The sequence below is a fragment of the Hoylesella buccalis ATCC 35310 genome, from assembly GCF_025151385.1.
Lineage (GTDB): Bacteria > Bacteroidota > Bacteroidia > Bacteroidales > Bacteroidaceae > Prevotella > Prevotella buccalis.
Map to the genome: position 1 here is coordinate 1085304 of NZ_CP102287.1, position 21488 is coordinate 1106791.

Below are 21488 nucleotides of genomic sequence, written 5' to 3' on the forward strand. Positions count from 1 at the left end.
ATCTGGTCGTAATATATTAATCGTCCTCAGCTACTTTTACTGGGAATTCGCTGATAACAAATCCAGAATTGGCTCGAGAAGCAAATATATACAGTTTGGCATCTTTGCCATTCGCATCTTTTTCGATATAGTAATTTGTGTGTGTGCCAGGAGCACCATTACCAGAACCGCCGAGTATAAATGAATACACTGGATTGTGATTATCGCCCTTATCAAATATCTCTAACGCTTCCTTAACAGTATTGCCTTTTGAAATATCGTAGACGGATAATGTCGGTGTTGCTTTAGTTGAACCTCCCAAACCAGCTGTACAGGTAATCAAATAGCGTGATTTGTTAAACGTAAAGATGCGAGGCGCAATCGACTCTAGTGGGAAGTTATCTTTCTTCATCGAGTAATTAACGGTCAAATTGGCATCGGTCAACATAATCGGAGTACGAATACCAGCCCACAGATAGTCAGAAGAATTCTCAATTCTATGGATGCTGTTAAAGGTAGTCACATCCATTTTGTGAGGAATCACCATAGGATCGCTGATAGTCTTGAAATTCTTAACGGTAAATCGAAGAACTTCTTTGGCCCCATTGTCTGGGAAGAAAATGTATCCGTTACCGCTTTCATCAAGATTCAATGTCATCGCATCACCATGACGGTTACCAGCACCCTCGATTTTTCCAACATTAATATCTGCTATCAACTCTGGTGCAGAGGTCGGAGTTTCATAATAGTAAATCTTAAGTGGTGAAGCATGACCGCCTGAAAGCGACGCGAGATAGATGTGTCCACCCGATAGAGCACCTGTGTTGTAGGGGAATGTTCCACCTGATACACCTGTTAAATCCAATTTAATTGGATTGATTTTTCCTTCCTTCAAGTCAGACAGTTTCAACAAATGGGGCTTCGTTTCACTCCTTGTGACAACCAACACATGCTCTCCGTCAAAGTCGGCACAGCGCGTTAACAAAGATTTATAGCTGTCGTAAACTTTATCTCCAGAGAAGTTGTAAACGGAAGGCTTATCAAAGTCTGCACCAAACACAGGAATCTTCTTTCTTATCTTCATGAAATAATCTTTGTAGCGCTTTTGATTCATCACCCTGAGGATAAGCGTTTTATAGGCATCAGCCTCATCCATAGAGAAATCAAATACAGAATCTTTAAGATGTGCTCCTTGTGATAAAGTTGCTTCTACCCGCAAAGCAGAAAAGTTTGATTCTACTTCAAGCCTCGGGAAATTAATCATCTTATTTTCTTCATCTATCGTTCCTTCGACCACTCTGTTTCCATCAGGTCCGGCATTCAAGATTTTGATGGCAAGCAATTCGGTTTCATAAGGATCTACCGTACTTGCCGGATAGTCATCGTCACAAGCTGTAAAAACATAACAGCAAAGCAACGCAACGACTATCAGTCCTAGATTATTAATATGTTTCGTCATAGTTTCTTATTTTATTAAAATACATAAAATGTTAGTTCGCTGTTGATGGCCAGCCTTCAGTTTGTGTCAGCTGATAGCCTTTGTTTTTATAATCAACGATCTGGTTGGTGCCAATTGGGGCAAGATACGGATTCACATTTGGAAGATCCAGGAATGGGAATCGTGGTAAATTCTCTAATGGATAGAAGAATCCTACCATCTCTGCACCGTTAGTTCCATCAAAAGTCACCTTTTTACCATTGGCTTTCACCACGCGGATTTTCTTGGCATTGGCGGGTTTCAATTGATCTTTCGCTTCCTTAGGGAAGTTAACCCAAGTACCTATCAATAAATCTTCGTTGGCCTCAGTGTCCATGTAATTGAGTTTTCCCCAACGACGAAGATCAATAATTCTGGCATACTCAAATGCAAGTTCCATTCTGCGTTCGCGACGGATTTCCCACAACAACGGCGAAACCGATTTATCCCTGTTCGGATCTTGGTTGAGATTGGTTAACTGCATCGGGGCTGTTTTCTTTACACCTTTTGCAATAGCTTCTTCAGCCAAAGGACGATTGCGAATCTTATTAATAGAAATATCGATGTCGCTTTGCATTACTGCGGGACCGCCCACTGTAGCATATTCTGCTTTTGCTTCAATCCAGTTCAACAAAACTTCAGCATATCTCATCACAGGGTAAGCTGTAACATTCTTTTCTCCCTGAAACTCTGCGGTTGGGGTTCCACCAGTTTTCAGGTAATCCAAGGCTTGGCGTGGAATAAATTTAGTAATATATAGATAAGAACTTTTAGACATCGGGGTTGGAGTATCAAAGAACGATGCTTCAAAGCGCGAGTCACGAGTCTTTATCATATTCTCCATAGAGAAATCTTTGGCATTTTTAATATCAGAAGACTGATAATCCTTGCCGTCTGTACAAATAAACGCCTTGATTAAATCCAAGTTTGGTCCTACATCCGTAGGAGAGTTCATGTTACATTTCGAGGCAACACAATGCGTGATGCCCTGACCGGGATCATATCGTCTGTAAAGTATGCAATCTTTGGTCTTAGCAAGATCTGTAGATCCGAATAAAGAACGGAAATCCAGTTCGATGTCATACTTTCCGCTATTGATGACCATGTCACCAGCTTCTATAGCCAATTGGAAAAATTTGCTTGCTCTTTCGTCATTGTGATAGTAATACTTCTGCCAACTGCCTTCAAAAAGTGCCCATCTTGACACAAACGAAGCAACAACATAACGATTTACGTACATTTCTCCGTCATTCAGTCGCACATTTTGCATGGCATAAACAAAATCATTGTAAACAGAATCCATCACTTCATTGCGTGGTGTGCGGTCTTTATACAATGCATCGTAATCAGTATTCTTGACTTCATGGTTATAATAAGGCACATCACCAAACACATTCACCAATCGTGCATATTCTAACCCTCTAAAAAAGCGAGCTACTCCCATCCAATGATTGTACGCATTAGCAGACAGCACGCTTCCCATATCTCTTTCTAGACGATCAATCATCACATTAGACTTGCGAATCCAGGAAAAATTCCATGTTGGACCTGCAAAATCACTTTTCCACATGAGCCCCAAAGACGTACTACCTATCGAAGTAGGAACTACACGGTTAAACTGAGGCTGCGTCGAAAGACTGACAACATCATCGTTAAAATTATAATTTGTTGGTGTATATGCTACGTCAGAATATTTCAAACCATACCCGACAAAGAAATACGAGTAAAATGAATTGGCATACAAACGAACCTTTTGTTCGTTGTTCCAGTAGGTATCATCTTCGGCTGTTGTTATCGAAGGACGATCCAATATGTCGTTGCAACTCGCAAAGATTGCAGCACATATAATGAATAATAAAAATTTATATCGTCTCATAATTTCTTTAATTAAAAGGATAATTGAATACCGCAAGAAACAGACTTGAACACAGGAGTTCCTGTTCCCGTACGTGATAGATTGTATGAACTGCTAAACATAGAGTATCCAGAAATGGCTTCAGGATCAATTGGCAAACCTCTCAACTTGTCAAAGGTGAAGAAATTCTCTAACGACAGATATACTCTTGCTTTAGTTAAATATAAACTCGATAGTAAATTCTTGGGTAAAGAATATCCCATGTTGATGTTCTTAATTCTCAGGTATGCCATGTTCAAGAGATACTTGCTTTGAACTTGCATGCCGAAGCCAGAGTTTGAACCACCTAAATCCCAAGCTCTTGGATAGAATGCGTCTGTGCGTTCAGGCGTCCAATATTCTGTTGCAAATGTTTTTGGCATAGCGCCTTCCTTGGCAAAAAATCCTGGAATGGCCAACTGACCACTACCCCAGATCTTACGCTTGCCAATGCCTTGGCAGAAGATGGAAAAGTCGAAACCTTTATAATCCAATCCTAACCTGAAACTGTATTCATAACGCGGTGTAGAGTTTCCTATAACCGTTAAATCACCATGATCTCCGTTGGTTGCGGCACCTGGAGTAATGTAACCATCATGATCCAAATCGACAAATTTGACGTCACCAGGGGCAAACATCAACTTATCTCCGTTTTCATAATGTACCTGATAAACTGGATATTTGGTTGATTGCTGGTTGGTTTTGCGTAATGTACCTTTATAAATTACGTTCGTTTTAACAAGATTTCCATCTGTATCATAAACGAAATCATCTTTTTGGAACAAACGATCCGTTACCAATCCATAGATGTCACCATAACGTCTACCTGTTGAATAGGAGTTATAAACTGAACGATTTTCCCAAGGAATCAAGTGATCTGCACCTTTCGTAATGTCAGTATAAGAATCGGAAATCATGGCTGTCATATTAATACCTAAGCCATTTTCAAACCGGTGCCTATAATCTAATGACAATTCCCAACCTCTGGTTCTCAAGTCTCCATAGTTACCTTGTGGAGCACCAGTTCCCAATGTAACGGGAAGACTTTCTCCAGGTATGATCATATCCTTCGTATAACGCTGGAACCAATCAAAAGTTAGTCCTAACTCATTTTTAAAGAAGCGCAAATCTACACCGAAATCCAATGTTTCAATTCGCTGCCACGAAATATCATAATCGATAATTGATGGTGTTCCATAGTACTTTCTCTTGCTGCTTTCAACTCCTAACCAATTAGAATCTCCATCACTAAGAATTGATTTGTAGAGCGTGTTAGGAACTGTCTGATCGCCGATGCTACCCCATGAAGCTCTCAACTTTCCGAAAGAGAAAACTTTGGAAATCGATTCCATGAAGGCTTCGTTACTAAACACCCATCCTGCAGAGAAAGAGGGGAACCATTCCCATCTTAAATGACTGGGGAATTTTGATGAACCATCGCGGCGAATGTTGCCCTCCAAAAGATATCTGTCTGCAAAATTATAGTTAACACGTCCGAAGAAGCCCATCTGACCTTCCCAAAATCGGTCACCTGATATAAATTGATCGCCGGTGGCCAATGGAAACTGTGGATTCTCCAAATCAATCAAATCGTTTTTCTGTCCTTGTATCCATCTGCTCTTACTTGTAACCGCATTCATACCAGCCATGAACTTAAACGCATGTTCTTTCTCCTGATCCAGATACAAATTATAAGTTGTGTAAGCATTAACTGTATTTCTATTCACAAACCGGTTATAATCCCTGACATGAGATGCTGTGTTGTTAGAGAAATATTTCTGCAGCGGGAACGTATAGGCTCTCATCGTTCCGTCAGGAGAAACATTGCCGTTTTCATCCACAAATACAGGTTTTCCATCAACAAACAATTCTGAAGGGCTGTACCACGTTTGCCCTGCTTCATATTGCATGACAGAAGAATTACGCTCCTGCATTTGATGATCGTAAGTATAATCGAATTTAAGATCCCAATCTTTGGTAAAATTAACGGTAAAGCCCAAATTGATGTTATAATACTTATTTTCAAAATTGTCGGTATTAGAGGCACCAATTTCATAGGCAGCCTCACGCAAATTGTGACCATTTTCGGTAACACCAATTGGCATCAATGCACTCCATCTATATAAATAAAGCCATGGGTCGGCTGTTGTAGTTCCCACGCCGGGATATCGTTTATTACGATCCGAATAGATAGAACTTGCTCTAATCGACAGATATTTGTTGATTTCCGAGTTTATACTTATCGAAGCATTGTAACGTTTGAAATCATCAATTTTTGCAGCTCTCGACATTCCGTTCTGTCCTAAATAGCCTAATCCTATGTTATAAGACGTTTTACCTGATTTGCCCGAAAAGGATAGATTATGTGATTGTGTCGGAGCCCAGGGACGAATCATGGCTTTTACACCATCGTAAATACGGTATCCGTATTTGTTTACACCGTCAAACATCCAGTCGCGACCATACACAACCGGATCATTCCAGTTAACAGAACCGCCATATTTTTCCTGCCATTGCAATATCTTTTCAAAACTCTCATCATTGACACGCCAAAAACCTCCGGCAGGCATTGTACCTTGACGGTTCTTGTGTGCATCAAGAGTGTACCTCAAACCATCGATTCCTCCCATTTCAATTTTCTTCGCTGGGTCTTGCCAAGAGAAGTTATTCGAATAATTTACTTCAAACTTGTCTTTCTTGGTACCACTCTTGGTCGTAATTAAAACTACACCGAAAGCTGCTTTAGAACCATAAATAGAAGCTGAAGCGGCATCTTTTAACACCGAAATCGATTCAATATCATCAGGATTCACCAGCTGAATACTTGGAATCTCTACATTATCTAATAAGATAAGCGGATTACTCGATCCTAAAATAGAACCTATTTGTCCACGAATCTTAATCAAAGGATCCGAACCAACTTCACCGGTTGGTATTCTAATATTCAACCCCGGAACCGCTCCTTGCAATCCTCGACCAACATCGGCTATAGGACGACTGCTCAGAGATTTGTCAAGATCAACACTGGCCACAGCGCCCGTCAAGTTGGCTTTTTTCTGAGTACCATAACCCACTACGACTACTTCTGAAAGCTGTCCGGCATCTTCCTCAAGCTTTACTTGCATGTTGTCACTTGCTCGAAGCGTTACCGTCTTGTACCCTACGTAAGAAATTTGAATTTGAGTACCAGCATTCACAGAAAGTGTAAAACGACCGTTTAAATCCGTAATCGTACCTGACGACGTTTTACCAACCACAACAACCGTGGCACCCACAATAGGTTCGCCATGGGCATCAACTACGATACCACGAACGGCTTGCTGTTGCATCATCACACCAGGCAAGTTCCAATCACTTGCTGATGCCAGCATCGGTTGGGACGCAAAAGCACTACCTGCGACCGTAAGTATCGCACATAGATAATTTTTTGTTTTCATAGACCCAAAATTTAAGTTAATAATATATTTCTACTTGAATATTGTTTGCAAAAAAAAGGTTTTAGCTTAGAAGTGGTAGAGTGGTTAATCTGGCTCACCTAATCATAGTAATTACTTCTGCGGCACAAATATAGCGATATATCATTAAAATACAAACTTTATTTAGATTAATTTATGTTTCTAACTTGCAAATAATGTTTAATTTTACACTAAAAGGGCAGGACAATACACCTAATTCTTCATGAACAGGTGTTTACTTGTCAATATAAATGACAAAAAAAAGCTACTTACAAATTGATGAAATAGAAAAAAACGATAGGCAAACATGCGACAATCATTCCCTACGAATGCAATGTAAAAGGCTCATTTGAGCAATAACATGGAGTAAAGGTGGTTATCAACATGCTTTTGTCAGGTAAAGTACATGGGTTAAGAGCCTTATAGCATGCTGTTAAGGCGGCTAAAAGCATGCTTTAAACGTGAAATCAAACGAACATGAGGTGCAGAAGAAACGCACAAAACCCGTAACCACCTGTCTATCAAGAGAGAACGTTTTTGCTCCATATTTTCATTATTTGAAAGATACGGAGCGTTGCTGACAAATATGCGAAATATAAAGAGGTGTTTGTCAAGAAAAATGTCAACACGAGAACGGGAAGTGTGACTTTTCTTTGTAACCAAATAGATAGTCCAATCAACAGGATGCATCAAGTTCCCTATTCAGACAACAGATGTGTGGCATGGTATTTCATCAGTCCCTCAATAATATGGTCACTAACCATTTCAGGCTCAAAACCTGCCTCACGACAAACTGCTCGCAACAAGGGCGCAAAGGTCACGGCCGTTTTTCCTGTAAAATACACGGGATATTGATGGTACGCATACTGGAACAAGTTGCGCGTTAAGAATCGTTTAAAATTATCAGTCACCAGATCTCGCACATATTCCGTGTGCTGATAATCGGTCAAAAAGGTTGCTATCGAGGATAAATAATAATGTGGAAGTGGCTTGTCGTAAACAGTGCGCATCACTTCATGGGCTGTCGTTTGACGCTTAAAATAAAAAGACGAAATCAGTTCAGAAGGTGCCAACTCTTTCAATACATCCGACAGAAAAGCGCGCCCAATAGAAGATGCGCTGCCTTCATCTCCCAAGATATAACCACCGGCACGCACATTCTTAACGATGTGAGCACCATCATAGAAGCATGAGTTGGATCCCGTGCCCAAAATACACACGATACCAGCCGAATCTATGCACATCGAACGGGTGGCACCCAGCAAGTCGCTCTCCACCGTGACCGGCGTCTTGAACTGTGCTACCAAGGAATGACCCACCATTCTCTTCCTATCCTCACCATTACAACCGGCCCCATAAAAATAAACGTGTCCCAACTTTCGCTTGAAGTAGGCTTCGCCCAAACCCAAACGAATGCTCCTGCTCATCTCTCTGCGAGTTTGAAAATACGGATTCAGGCCTTCGGTTTTTTGCAAATCAACCAACTCATCTTGCTCAACAAAAGCCCATTCTGTTTGATCAGAACCGCTCACTGCAATCAAATTCATCGTGCTTTTACTTAGTTTGCTACATGAAGTCGCAAAGTTACAAAGATTTTTTCAATTTTCTTTCACCATCATTCTTCTTGATGAAAAAGATGAGGAGAACACCCACTTTTTATTCTTCGGCGAACAATCCCCATTGCCATTCAGCTGTTCAATCACAAACAAGAGACTGCCGTGGAATAAAAACAAAGGCTAATAGGAATTGACTTGAGAGTAAAACACGAATTCAACAAGCGAACAAATGACATGGTTCCATCATCATGAAACAGAGGAAATTAGGGGCAATCCGTGATTATTTCCAATCGCTCCACTTGTTGTTTGCAAAACCACAGAAACCCTTTCGGAACGGTGCTCATTTGGTATCAAGCGTTAAATCATACAAATAATAGTGAATATTCTTGATTTTATATTTCTAATTCTAAAAAAATAACCTATCTTTGCTCATAACTAAAAATCAACATAGTACATGAAAAAACTGATTGCCCTACTGCTGCTTTTAGGCACTTTCAGCACCACCAGCTGGTGCTCAACATCACACGTCGTTACCGGAGCGGAGCAAACTCATCTTTACTTCCCGCTTCTAAAGGGTAAAAAAATCGTTTTGTTCTCCAACCATACCGGCATGGTGGGCAATCAACACTTGCTGGATATCATGGTCAACTACCGAATGAAGGTCATTGGCGTGATATCGCCCGAGCACGGATTCAGGGGAACAGCCGATGCTGGTGAGCATGTCACCAACTCTGTGGACGCGCAAACAGGCGTGCCAATCTATTCGTTGTACAACGGAAAGAAGGGAAAATCGAGCCTGCAAGTTCTCAAAAGTGCCGACATCTTGGTGGTGGACATACAAGACGTAGGACTGCGGTTCTACACCTATTATATATCCATGCTCAAGCTCATGGATGCCTGTGCGGAAGTAAAGACACCGGTACTGGTTTTAGACCGTCCCAATCCGAATGGCTTTTATGTAGACGGCCCCATCCTAGACATGAAGTACAAATCGGGCGTGGGTGCCCTACCCATCCCCATCGTACACGGAATGACCTTGGGTGAGCTGGCGCGAATGATCAACGGAGAAGGGTGGCTGAGCAACCACCGCCAATGCAAACTCACCGTCATCCCCTGCAAGAACTACACGCACCAGACACGGTATGAGCTACCCATCCCACCTTCGCCCAACCTTCCCAACATGCAGGCGGTGTATCTCTATCCAAGCACATGTTTCTTCGAGGGAACGAATGTGAGTCTGGGGCGAGGCACATCAAAGCCTTTTCAGCAGTATGGGCATCCTGACATGACAGGGTACGGCTACAGCTTCACGCCGCAAAGCGTGGCTGGTGCCAAGAATCCGCCACAATTAGGGAAGACGTGTCATGGCGTTGACTTGAGCAACGCAGACACCGCACTCATACAGCGGCGAGGAATAGACCTGTCGTATGTCATCAATGCATACCGCAACCTAAACATTGGCAGCAAGTTCTTCACGCCTTTCTTTGAAAAGCTAACAGGCGTAGGCTACATCAGAGAGATGATCATGAGTGGCTGTGACGCTGATACGATTAAAGCTAAGTGGCAGAAAGACGTTGAACAATTTAACCAACAACGGCGGCCCTATCTACTTTACCAAGAATAAGCGAATGAACTAAAACCATCCTTTCCACATGAACGCCATCATCATTCTCATCACCGTAGGTATCTATTTCATCCTACAACTCGCCGTGTCGTTTAGAAAATCAACGACAGCTAACTCCGATTTCTTCTCGGGCAGTCGACAATCTAAATGGTATATTGTTGCCTTTGCCATGATTGGTGCCAGCATTTCGGGTGTGACCTACGTGTCGGTTCCTGGCATGGTGAACAAGAGTGGGTTTGGCTATTTGCAATTAGTCTTGGGGTTTATCGTCGGCCAACTCATCATCGCCTTTGTCTTAACCCCACTGTTTTATCGCATGAAGCTCACCTCGGTGTACGAATATCTGAGCAACCGATTCGGCTTGAAGGCTTACCATACGGGAGCGTGGTTCTTCTTCATCAGTAAGATGTTGGGAGCTGCGGTGCGCCTGTTCCTGGTGTGTTTTATCCTACAGATGCTGGCTTTCGACCCGCTGGGCATTCCGTTCATTGTCAATGTTTTCATCTCTGTGGGCTTCGTATGGCTGTACACGCATCGCGGAGGGGTAAAATCGGTGATTTGGGCAGATGTCATCAAAACCTGTTGTTTAATCATTTCGGTGGCACTCTGTATTTACTTCATCGCCCGAGACATGGGGCTTTCGCTTAGCGGAACTTTCCATGCGATTGGACAAAGCAGCATGAGCAAAATGTTGTTTTTTGATGATCCCAACGATAAGCAGTTTTTCTTCAAGCAATTCTTGGCGGGCATCTTCACGATGATTGCCACCAACGGACTTGACCAAGATATGATGCAACGCAACTTGAGTTGTCGCAACAGCAGGGAATCACAAAAGAACATGATTTTCAGCATCATTCTTCAGTTTTTCGTGGTTTCCGCTTTCTTGATGCTTGGTGTGCTGCTGTACCTCTTCGCAGCACAGCATGGAATGTCAGAAACAGGCGACAAACTGTTCCCAGCCATCGCCACAGGGCCCTATCTCCCCATGATTGTCGGCATCTTATTCATTGTTGGTCTGGCATCATCGGCCTACAATGCTGCCGGAGCAGCCCTGACAGCACTCACCACCTCGTTCACAATCGACATCCTTGGTGGCCACTCGCTGAGCGAGAACCGTGTGAAACGCATGCGTCAACGTGTACACCTTGGAATGGCCATCCTGATGGGTGTGGTTATCATCGCCATCAACATCCTGAACAGCACCAGTGTGGTAGATGCCGTCTACACCCTTGCCAGCTACACCTACGGTCCCCTCTTAGGAATGTTCGCCTTTGGCATCATCATGAAACAACAAGTACACGACCGCTATGTGCCATGGGTAGCTATCGCTGCACCTGTGCTGTGTTTGATATTAGACAAACACTCCATGCAATGGTTCAATGGCTATCAGTTTAGCTACGAGATACTTATTTTCAACGCATTGTTTACCTTCTTAGGACTATGCTTGTTGATTCGACGAAAATAACGACAAAATAAACCCAAACAATCGTTCATCTATATGAAAGCAATTGCAATACTTACTACTCACGTATGTTGTATGCTGTTTACCATTGGCATACATGCTCAAAATAGACCTGCGGTCTTTGCACCTACTTGCGACACCCCTTTGGTGCAAGAGCTCACTACTCATAACCGTCCAAAATACGGTCTGTCAAACCGCCATATTGCGATGTGGCAAAGTCATGGACGATATTACGAAGCCAAATTAGACCGCTGGGAGTGGCAGAGATGCCGCCTCTTACAAACCGTTGAAGACCTATATACCCAGAGTTATGTGCTACCTTTCTTAGTTCCCATGCTCGAACAAGCAGGAGCCAATGTACTGATTCCGCGCGAAAGGGATTGGAACAGCTTTGAAGCCATTGTGGACAATGACGGCAACAGCTTTCAACCAAAGGCAAAATATAGTGAATACAACGGAAAAGAAAGTTGGAAAAACGGCACAGGAAAAGGCTTCGCTTACCTTCGAAAGACCTATACCAACTTTCAAAACCCATTTACCGAGGGCAGTTATCGCATGGTGACTTCGATAAAAAAAGGAGCAGAAAGCACGGCCGAATGGGTTCCACAGATTGACGAAACAGGCGAATACGCCGTTTATATAGCCTATCATACTGTGCCTGGGAGTACCAATTCAGCCCGCTATACCGTTTATCATCGGGGAGGAATCAGCGAGTTTAAGGTCAATCAACAAATGGGTGGCGGTACCTGGATTTATCTTGGAAAATTCGCTTTTGACAAGAATTTAGGCAAAAGTCAGCGAATCGTCCTCAGTAACAAGACAGGTAAAGCAGGCGAAGTGGTGACAGCCGATGCTATTAAAATAGGTGGAGGAATGGGCAATATCGGCAGACCAGAAATAAGTACCTACCCTCGTTTCACCGAAGCAGCACGCTACTGGATGCAATGGGCGGGCGTTCCTGACAGCATTTACAGTCCTACGGCTGGCAAAGACGATTACAAAGACGATTATCAAGCACGTGGCGAATGGGTGAACTGGCTGGCCGGAGGGTCTGAAAGCTATCCCAGCGGCAGGGGTTTGAACATTCCCATAGAGATGTCTTTGGCCTTTCACTCCGATGCGGGTGTCACCAAAAACGACAGTACCATTGGCACTTTGGGCATTTACTTCACGCAATCGTATGACAGTGTGTTTGCCAATGGCGCCTCGCGACAACTTTGTAAGGAGTATGCCGAAACCATTCATAACAGTATTTTACGAGACATACGGGCACAATTTGAACCCGCATGGCACAGCAGGGGCAACAAAGACGCCACTTATTTTGAGGCTCGCACGCCACGAGTGCCAGCTATGTTGTTGGAATTGCTGTCGCATCAGAACTTTGCAGACATGCGTTATGGACTTGATCCTCGTTTCCGATTTGCGGTAAGTCGCGCCATTTACAAAGCCATGCTACGCTTTTCGTGCAAACAACACCAACAAAAATACGTGGTGACACCGCTCCCCGTGAGTCACATGGCAGCCCATTTAACGGATAAGGGGCAGGTAGAACTTACTTGGCAAGCTGTTGAAGACACACTTGAACCCACGGCAAAACCCAACAGCTACATTGTGTATACGCGCTATGGAAATGGAGAGTTTGACCATGGAAAAGTGGTGAAGCAATGTAAATATGTGGCAGATGTACCCCAAGACATGGTGTGCAGCTACAAAGTGGTGGCGATGAACGAGGGCGGTGTGAGCTTCCCATCCGAGATTGTGGCCGTAGGACGCAGCGGAAAAGCAGACGCTAAAAAGGCTTTGGTGGTAAACGGATTCAACCGAGTATCGGCTCCGGCCGATTTTGTTGCACCCGCTCCGTTAGACACTTTATATGCCGGATTCTTGGATAATGAAGACCACGGTGTACCATATATGGTAGATATCAGTTATGTAGGCAGCCAGAAAGAGTTTAACAGGTCGCTCCCATGGCTCGATGATGATTCGGGTGGCTTTGGCGACAGTCACGGAAATGAAGAGACAACAGTCATTGCAGGCAACACATTCGATTACATCGCCCTGCACGGAGATGCCATATTGAAGGCGGGTTGTTCGTTCGAATCGTGTAGCCGGGAGCGCTTCAACCGTGTTGAGAAAGACATCCAATGGATTGACATCATCTTGGGAAAACAGCGACAGACAAAGTTAGGCAACGGCAAAATATATCCTTTGCGCTACAAGGTCTTTACGCCCGAAATGCAACAAATACTCACCGCTTACACCCAACAAGGCACATCCATATTCGTATCGGGTGCATACGTAGGCAGCGATCTGTGGAATAACAAATTGGCAAAGCCACAAAAGGGAGACATTCTCTTTGCAACAAACGTACTTAAGTATAAGTGGCGCAACAGTAGAGCGGCCGTCACAGGACGGTTGTCGACCGTGAAATCGTCATTCAATCTCTCACCAGCTGCCTACAACTACGCGCACACGTTGGGACCAAAAACCTATATTGTAGAATCGCCCGACGCTATTGAACCTGCTTGCGACAACGCCTATACGGTGATGCGTTATCCCGAAAACAACTTTAGTGCAGCAGTGGCATACCGCGGTGACTACAAGACATGGGTCATGGGCGTGCCATTTGAGTCGATATTGGATGCTGCCAACAGAGAGAAGTTGATGGCAGAAGTCATACAGTTCTTTAAACAATAAATCCCATTACAAATTATACCTATGGTTATGAAGAGAATACAGACCTTTATATACAGTTTATTAGCACTTGCCTTCTGTGTACAGGTACAAGCGCAAATAGGCACTTTCCGCTTTGCCCAACTGACAGATATACACCTCAATCAAAATAATCCCAATCCAACCGAAGACTTGCTTCGATCTATCGCACAGATTAACGCAACGGACAGTCTTGACTTTGTTCTCGTTACGGGCGACATCACCGAGGAGGGCGACAACGCAACGCTGCACAAAGTAAAGCAGTGTTTAGACCTTTTACGCTATCCTTATTATATCGTGATGGGCAATCACGAAACCAAGTGGAGCGAATCAGGATGTACCATGTTTGCCAAAATATTCGGTGACGAACGCTTCTCATTTTTCCACAAAGGCATTCAGTTCTTGGGCTTCAACACAGGTCCATTCATGCGCATGGCATTCGGTCATGTGAAACCACAAGATATATCGTGGATTCAATCGACCATCAAGGACAAGAAACAACCGGTGATATTGGTCACCCACTACCCTATTTTAGAAGGCGATGTAGACAATTGGTATGAGTTGACCGATGCTGTAAAGCCTTACAACATTCGTCTTTTCGTTGGTGGCCATTATCACAGAAACAAACAGTCCACTTACGATGGAATCCCTGGCGTACTCATCCGATCCAATCTACGCGATAAAGACGCACTGCCAGGATATGGCATTTATGAAGTTTCTCCTGACTCTATCATCGTTTACCAGCAACGAATAGGAGAAAAGAAACAGCTTATATGCGCCTACTCTTTAACCAATCAGCTGTTCAGCCACGACCAGAAAGCCGACAATTATCCTGACTTTTCAGTCAACAAGACCTACCCAAACGTGAAAAGAAAATGGTGCGTACAAACGGGTACGGCCATCTATAGTTCGCCTGTCGTTGAGGGAAACAGAGTATTTGTGGGCGATGACGCTGGCATACTAACGGCATACAACTTGAAAACGGGTAAAAAGCTGTGGGCATACCAGTCGGGAAACCGTATTGTGGGAACGCCTGCGGTTGAAAATGGGATTGTGGTTTTTGGCTCAGCCGACCAGTACATCTACGGCATTGATGCCAAAAACGGAAGTTTAAAATGGCGTATTCAGGCCGAAGCACCTGTGTTGGGAGCCGTTACCATCCAGCAAGGCATCGCATATATAGGCAGCAGTGACCATATTTTCCGTGCCATTGACATCCAGAACGGAAAAGTAGTGTGGACCTATAACAAGGTAAAAGGATATGTAGAAACAAAGCCTTTGGTTACAAACAATCAAGTTATCTTTGGCGCATGGGACAACACACTTTACTCGCTGAATCAAAAGAACGGTCATGAGAACTGGCGTTGGACGGGCAATCTCACTCGAATGCACTTCTCGCCAGCAGCCGTTTGGCCCGTTGCCACGCAGAATCGCGTTTTTATTGTAGATCCCGAACGAGCCCTCACGGCCATCGATTTAACAACGGGTGCAACCATTTGGCGCACGTATCAGTCGAAAGTACGAGAAACGATTGGCCTATCAGCAGACCAAACGCGCATCTACGCCAAGACCATGCAAGACAGTGTGGTGTGCTACAGCGCCACCTCTGAACAACCCAAACAACTATGGAGAGCAAATTTACAGTTTGGTTACGAACACGCTACCTCCATGATGGCCGAACAAGGCGATGTGGTTTTGGGGAGCACCAAAGATGGTTTGATATTTGGTTTACAGGCGAAGACTGGTAAAATTAGATGGAAACACAAAATAGGCAACTCACTCATCAACACCGTTGTGCCCGTTGGACGCAACCAACTGTTAGTCACGGCCGCCAGTGGAGAGCTATGCCTCTTAAAATATCAATAGCATTTAACCACAAAAACATTTATACGTTATGAAACAAATAGATTGCTTTTTACCATACATTGATGAAAGTCAGTACAAGAAACTGCAAAAGGCATTTGAAGATGTCAGCGCATTCGTCACACTTCACGCATTGAAAGACAGCCTTTATCAAACCACAACCATTCAACAAATTGCAAAGGAAACGAAGGGCGAATACTGCTTGCTCATCACAAAGTCCACACCGTTAAAGCTGCATTACTTGGCTTTAGAACGCTTACAGCAAATAGCCGAAGACACCAAAGCAGGACTTGTTTATGCCGACCATTATCAATTAAAGGACGACAGGTGTGTTAATGCGCCTGTGATAGACTACCAACAAGGCTCTTTGCGTGATGATTTCGATTTTGGATCGGTCTTGCTTTTCAATTCAAAAGCATTGAAAGAAAGTTGTCAGCGAATGAAGAATTCTTATCAACACGCAGCCTTATATGACCTTAGACTAAAATTGAGTCAACGTTATGACTTGGTTCACGCTAACGAATACTTGTACACAGAAATAGAAGAGGACAACCGAAAGAGTGGTGAAAAGCAGTTCGACTATGTTGATCCACGCAACCAAGAACGTCAAAAAGAAATGGAAAAGGCGTGTACCGAGCATCTAAAAGCTGTTGGAGGTTATCTCGAGCCCGTGTTCAAAGAGGTAGATTTCAACCTTACTCCATTCGAATATGAGGCATCGGTCATCATTCCGGTCAAGAATAGGGTCGGCACCATCGAGGCTGCCATACAGTCTGTCCTGCGTCAACAAACCAACTTCAAGTTTAATCTCATCGTGATTGACAACCATTCGGATGATGGCACTAGCGAAATCATTGACCAACACAAGGGTGATGAGCGTGTCATTCATCTCGTTCCCCAACGTACCGACCTCGGTATTGGTGGCTGCTGGAACTATGGTTTGCATCATGCCAACTGCGGAAAGTTCGCGGTTCAGTTGGATAGCGACGATTTGTATTCAGACGAACACACCCTACAAACCATCGTAGACGCCTTTTACCAGCAACAATGTGCCATGGTGATTGGCACTTATCGCATGACCGATTTCGACCTCAACACGCTTCCTCCAGGGGTGATTGACCACAGAGAGTGGACGCCTGAGAATGGAAGAAACAACGCATTGCGTATCAATGGACTCGGTGCTCCTCGTGCTTTCTACACCCCTATTGCACGACAAATTGGATTCCCCAACACAAGTTATGGTGAAGACTACGCCATGGGACTGAACATTTCGCGCCACTATCAGATTGGACGTATCTTCGACGTGCTGTACCTGTGCCGTCGTTGGGGCGGCAATTCGGATGCGGCCTTGAACATAGAGCAAGTAAACGCCAACAATATCTATAAAGACCGAATCCGCACTTGGGAGTTACAAGCTCGTATGGTTCTTAACAAACAAAAAACAGAATAAGAACAGCTAATTTTATACTGAATATCAAGTAGTTATAGAATGATAGAATCTATGCGTTACAAACTCAATGAGATTAAGGTGCAAACTCAATGAGATTAAGGTGCAAACTCAATGAGATTAAGGCACAAACTCAATGAGATTGTAAACCCAATGTTTTACTCCGTACATAGAAGCTGCATTAAAACAGAGAATAAAGAATGAAACATATAACATCTAACATCAGTCCTTGGGCATGGATACCCACGCTCTATTTTGCCGAGGGCATCCCCTATTTTATCGTTAACAACATATCGGTCATTATGTTTACCAAGATGGGTGTACCCAATGGTGACATGGCCATGTTTACCAGTTTGTTGTATCTGCCGTGGGTCATCAAACCCCTGTGGAGTCCGTTTGTCGACATTCTGCGCACCAAACGTTGGTGGATTGTGATGATGCAAGCCCTCATGAGTTTGGCTTTCATTTTGCTGACGTTTACCCTTCCACATCCTTCACCCGACATCATCGCTTCGGGCAATACACCCGTGAGCATGTTTACGCTTACGTTAGTGCTGTTTATCATCACCGCCTTTGCATCTGCTACCCACGATATCGCTGCTGACGGATTCTATATGTTGGCTCTCAATCCTTCGCAGCAATCGTTCTTCGTCGGCATCAGGAGTACATTCTATCGCTTTGCCTCTATCTTCGGACAAGGCGTTTTGGTGTTCGTTGCTGGATATTTAGAGCTGCACACGGGCAACATTCCGTTGTCGTGGATGATTACTTTGGGCATAACAGGCGTTTTGTTCACCATCATTACCACTTATCACACGTTCTTTATCCCTTATCCCCAACAGGACAAAGGAAAAGTAGGTGCTACTGGTGTGCATGCTAAAGACGTCGTTTCAGAGTTTGGACGTACCTTCTCAACCTATTTCAAGAAGCCCGGACTGTGGATAGCCATTGCTTTCATGTTGCTGTATCGCTTGCCCGAAGCATTCTTACTCAAGATGGCTGTGCCCTTTTTAGTAGATAACAGTGCTGACGGAGGATTGGCCATGAGCACCCAAGAGGTGGGATTGGTCTATGGAACCATTGGGGTTATTGCACTGACCATTGGTGGCATCATCGGTGGTATTGCGGCTTCCAACTGGGGACTCAAGAAGTCGTTGTGGCCAATGGCTGCCTGCATGACGCTTCCCTGCTTTACCTTTGTGTACCTTAGTATGTTCCTTCCTCACAACATCATTATCATCAGTGCTTGCGTGGCCGTCGAACAGTTTGGCTATGGATTTGGGTTCACTGCCTACATGTTGTACATGATGTATTTCTCTGAAGGCGAATTTAAGACCGCCCACTATGCCATTTGCACGGCATTCATGGCACTGAGCATGATGATTCCAGGCATGTTTGCCGGTTATCTGCAAGAGTGGTTGGGCTACGAACACTTCTTCTGGTTGGTCATTGCCTGCTGCTTGGCAACCGTCATGGTTACATTAATTATTAAAGTTGACCCTCATTATGGACGAAAAGATGCTGAAAATGTTAAATAATCCATTCAAAAAACTATTTTTACTTGCCTTCATGCTTTGTTTCATTGCCACCGTTTTACCGGCAAGAAACAAACAAGTATTAACTGGTATTGACGTGTTAGAACGTCAAAATTTCAAACAATTGCAAGGCAAGCGCATTGGTCTTATCACCAATCCAACGGGTGTTAACCGCTATTTGAAGTCGACCATCGACATCTTGCACGATGCACCTGGTGTCAAACTGGTGGCGCTCTATGGACCAGAACATGGCGTGCGAGGCGACATCTATGCAGGTGCCAAGGTGCAAGACCAAAAAGATGAGAAAACAGGTTTGCCCATCTTCTCCCTCTATGGCAAGACACGAAAGCCCACCAAAGAGATGCTTCGTGGCATCGATGCGTTAGTGTACGACATCCAAGACATTGGGGCACGCTCGTTTACCTTTATCAGTTCGATGGGTTTGGCCATGGAGGCGGCCGCCGAAAACGGCATCGAATTCATTGTTCTCGACCGCCCAAACCCTCTTGGCGGTCTGCACATTGAAGGCAATGTGGTGGAAGATGATTGCATGTCGTTTGTCAGTCAGTTCCGCATTCCCTATATCTACGGACTTACTTGTGGCGAATTGGCGCAGATGCTTAATGGCGAGCGTATGTTGAAGCATGGCGTTCAATGCAAACTAACGGTCATTAAGATGAAACGTTGGAAACGAAAAATGACCTACGAAGACACCAACTTGCCGTGGATCGCATCGTCTCCACACATTCCACAAGCCATTACCGCATGGTATTATCCAACAACCGGCATTGTTGGTGAGTTTGGTTATCTCTCTATTGGCGTTGGATATACCCTACCCTTCCAACTGTTTGCCGCACCTTGGATTAAGGCCGAAGAACTTGCCAAGGCCATGAATGCCCATAGATTACCTGGTGTTACCTTCCGTCCCATTCATCTTAGTCCGTTTTATAGCGTAGGGAAAGGTGAGCAACTGCAAGGCGTTCAGATACATATCACGAACTATAAGACAGTTCAACTCACCCCCATTCAATTTGTATTTATGCAAGAAATAGCTCGTTTATATCCCGAACACTCGGTCATGGAGCATGCCAATCAGGCCCGTTTCTCCATGTTCGACAAAGTTTGTGGCTCTAAACAAATACGCGAACGCTTCATGAAACGCAACCGCTGGGAGGATATTGCACCTTATTGGAACAAGGACGTGAAGACCTTTAAGCAACTGTCAAAGAAATATTATCTATATCGTTAAAATCATATTGCGCTATGAATGTTACACAAAAGCCACAGAGTAAACGCATCTTAGCCATCGACATCCTACGAGGCATCACCATCGCTGGCATGATACTCGTGAACAATCCAGGCAGCTGGGCACACATTTTCGCCCCCCTCGAGCATGCTGAATGGAACGGAATGACACCCACAGACTTGGTGTTTCCTTTCTTCATGTTTGTCATGGGAATGTGTATTTTCATTTCCATGCAGAAGTATCAGTTTGCCTGTAACCGCCAAACGGTTTACAAAATCATACGCCGCACGCTGCTACTCTACCTCGTAGGCATATTCGTTGGTTGGTTTTCAAGATTCTGCCATCGCTGGGCTTTCCCATTAGAAGATGCTACTTTAGGTCAGCAAATATGGCATACTATATGGTCGTTCGACACCATTCGGTTGTCAGGCGTGTTGGCACGGTTAGCCATTTGTTACGGCATCACCGCCCTGTTGGCCATCACCGTGCGTCATCGTTACTTGCTCGGCATCGTCGTCACCTTGTTGATAGGCTACACCATCTTATTGTTTTGCGGCAACGGTTTCGCGTACGATGAAACAAATATCCTGTCCATTGTCGACCGAGCCGTTCTTACCGATGCGCACATGTACCACGACAACGGCATTGATCCCGAAGGATTGTTAAGTACATTTCCAGCCATTGCCCACACCCTCATTGGCTTTTTGATTGGAAAACTGGCTTTCAGCAAACAAAAAACTGTTACTGCCACCACCACGAGCGACCCCAAGACAGGTCTTATTTTACACAACATCGTTCCCCTGTTCATTGCAGGAACCATCCTGACCTTCAGTGGTTTGTTGCTTGCCTATGGTTGTCCGCTCAACAAAAAGATATGGTCGCCCACCTTTGTACTGACAAGTTGTGGATTGGCCTCAACGCTTTTAGCCCTGTTAATATGGCTCATCGACGTGAAAGGATATAAGCGTTGGTGCCGCTTTTTTGAAGTATTTGGCATGAATCCACTTTTCTTATATGTCATGAGTGGTGTGATTGCCATCTTGTTTGGTTCGTTCCAGTTCCCATTTGGCGATGAGCCAACCTCAATCACAGGTTTTCTTTACCGTGATGTTTTTTCACCGTTGTTAGGACAAACCTTTGGATCGCTGGCCCATGCTCTGCTCATCATCACGATACTTTGGAGTCTTGGCTACATTCTCTATAAGAAACGTATATTCATTAAATTATAAAATTACTGC

General features: G+C 44.1%; 12 protein-coding genes. 8 read left to right on the plus strand and 4 right to left on the minus strand.

The features are described 5' to 3' along the window. Nucleotides 1–16: 16 nt before the first annotated feature. The 4 genes from NQ518_RS04605 to NQ518_RS04620 all read right to left on the minus strand — a co-directional run bounded on the left by NQ518_RS04605 (nucleotide 17) and on the right by NQ518_RS04620 (nucleotide 8352). On the minus strand, nucleotides 17–1438 hold the full coding sequence (locus NQ518_RS04605; protein ID WP_227205059.1) for a DUF4623 domain-containing protein: 1422 nt from the start codon (nucleotides 1436–1438) through the stop codon (nucleotides 17–19). Nucleotides 1439–1469: 31 nt separating this feature from the next. After that, on the minus strand, nucleotides 1470–3332 hold the full coding sequence (locus tag NQ518_RS04610; protein WP_227205057.1) for a RagB/SusD family nutrient uptake outer membrane protein: 1863 nt from the start codon (nucleotides 3330–3332) through the stop codon (nucleotides 1470–1472). An 11-nt stretch (nucleotides 3333–3343) separates the two neighbouring features. Then, nucleotides 3344–6787, minus strand: coding sequence for a SusC/RagA family TonB-linked outer membrane protein (locus NQ518_RS04615; RefSeq protein ID WP_374211135.1), 3444 nt, complete (start codon nucleotides 6785–6787; stop codon nucleotides 3344–3346). A 716-nt stretch (nucleotides 6788–7503) separates the two neighbouring features. Then, nucleotides 7504–8352 carry a hypothetical protein gene (locus NQ518_RS04620; RefSeq protein WP_227960714.1) on the minus strand — a complete coding sequence of 283 codons (849 nt, stop codon included), beginning with the start codon at nucleotides 8350–8352 and terminating at the stop codon, nucleotides 7504–7506. Nucleotides 8353–8815: 463 nt separating this feature from the next. Here NQ518_RS04620 and NQ518_RS04625 point away from each other — a divergent pair, with 463 nt between their 5' ends. From NQ518_RS04625 to NQ518_RS04660, 8 genes are all read left to right on the plus strand, one after another. Next, a complete protein-coding gene (locus NQ518_RS04625; protein ID WP_227205053.1) occupies nucleotides 8816–9985 on the plus strand; it encodes an exo-beta-N-acetylmuramidase NamZ family protein in 1170 nt (389 codons plus the stop codon). A 28-nt stretch (nucleotides 9986–10013) separates the two neighbouring features. Next, nucleotides 10014–11450, plus strand: a complete 1437-nt coding sequence (locus tag NQ518_RS04630; protein WP_227205051.1) for a sodium:solute symporter — start codon at nucleotides 10014–10016, stop codon at nucleotides 11448–11450. Nucleotides 11451–11522: 72 nt separating this feature from the next. Continuing rightward, nucleotides 11523–14144 (plus strand): golvesin C-terminal-like domain-containing protein, encoded by a 2622-nt coding sequence (locus tag NQ518_RS04635; protein WP_227962425.1) that lies wholly within the window; start codon nucleotides 11523–11525, stop codon nucleotides 14142–14144. 27 nt (nucleotides 14145–14171) lie between these two features. Continuing rightward, the gene (locus tag NQ518_RS04640) at nucleotides 14172–16025 is read left to right on the plus strand and encodes an outer membrane protein assembly factor BamB family protein (protein WP_227205049.1); all 1854 of its coding nucleotides are present in this window, start codon (nucleotides 14172–14174) and stop codon (nucleotides 16023–16025) included. Nucleotides 16026–16053: 28 nt separating this feature from the next. Further along, complete coding sequence (locus NQ518_RS04645; protein WP_227960712.1) at nucleotides 16054–17472, plus strand: glycosyltransferase family 2 protein; 1419 nt, start codon at nucleotides 16054–16056, stop codon at nucleotides 17470–17472. Between the two features lie 197 nt (nucleotides 17473–17669). Continuing rightward, complete coding sequence (locus NQ518_RS04650) at nucleotides 17670–19007, plus strand: MFS transporter (RefSeq protein ID WP_227960710.1); 1338 nt, start codon at nucleotides 17670–17672, stop codon at nucleotides 19005–19007. 31 nt (nucleotides 19008–19038) lie between these two features. Next, a complete protein-coding gene (locus tag NQ518_RS04655; RefSeq protein WP_227205071.1) occupies nucleotides 19039–20253 on the plus strand; it encodes an exo-beta-N-acetylmuramidase NamZ family protein in 1215 nt (404 codons plus the stop codon). A gap of 14 nt (nucleotides 20254–20267) precedes the next feature. Beyond that, nucleotides 20268–21479 (plus strand): acyltransferase family protein, encoded by a 1212-nt coding sequence (locus tag NQ518_RS04660; protein ID WP_227205044.1) that lies wholly within the window; start codon nucleotides 20268–20270, stop codon nucleotides 21477–21479. The last annotated feature ends 9 nt before the right edge of the window (nucleotides 21480–21488 follow it).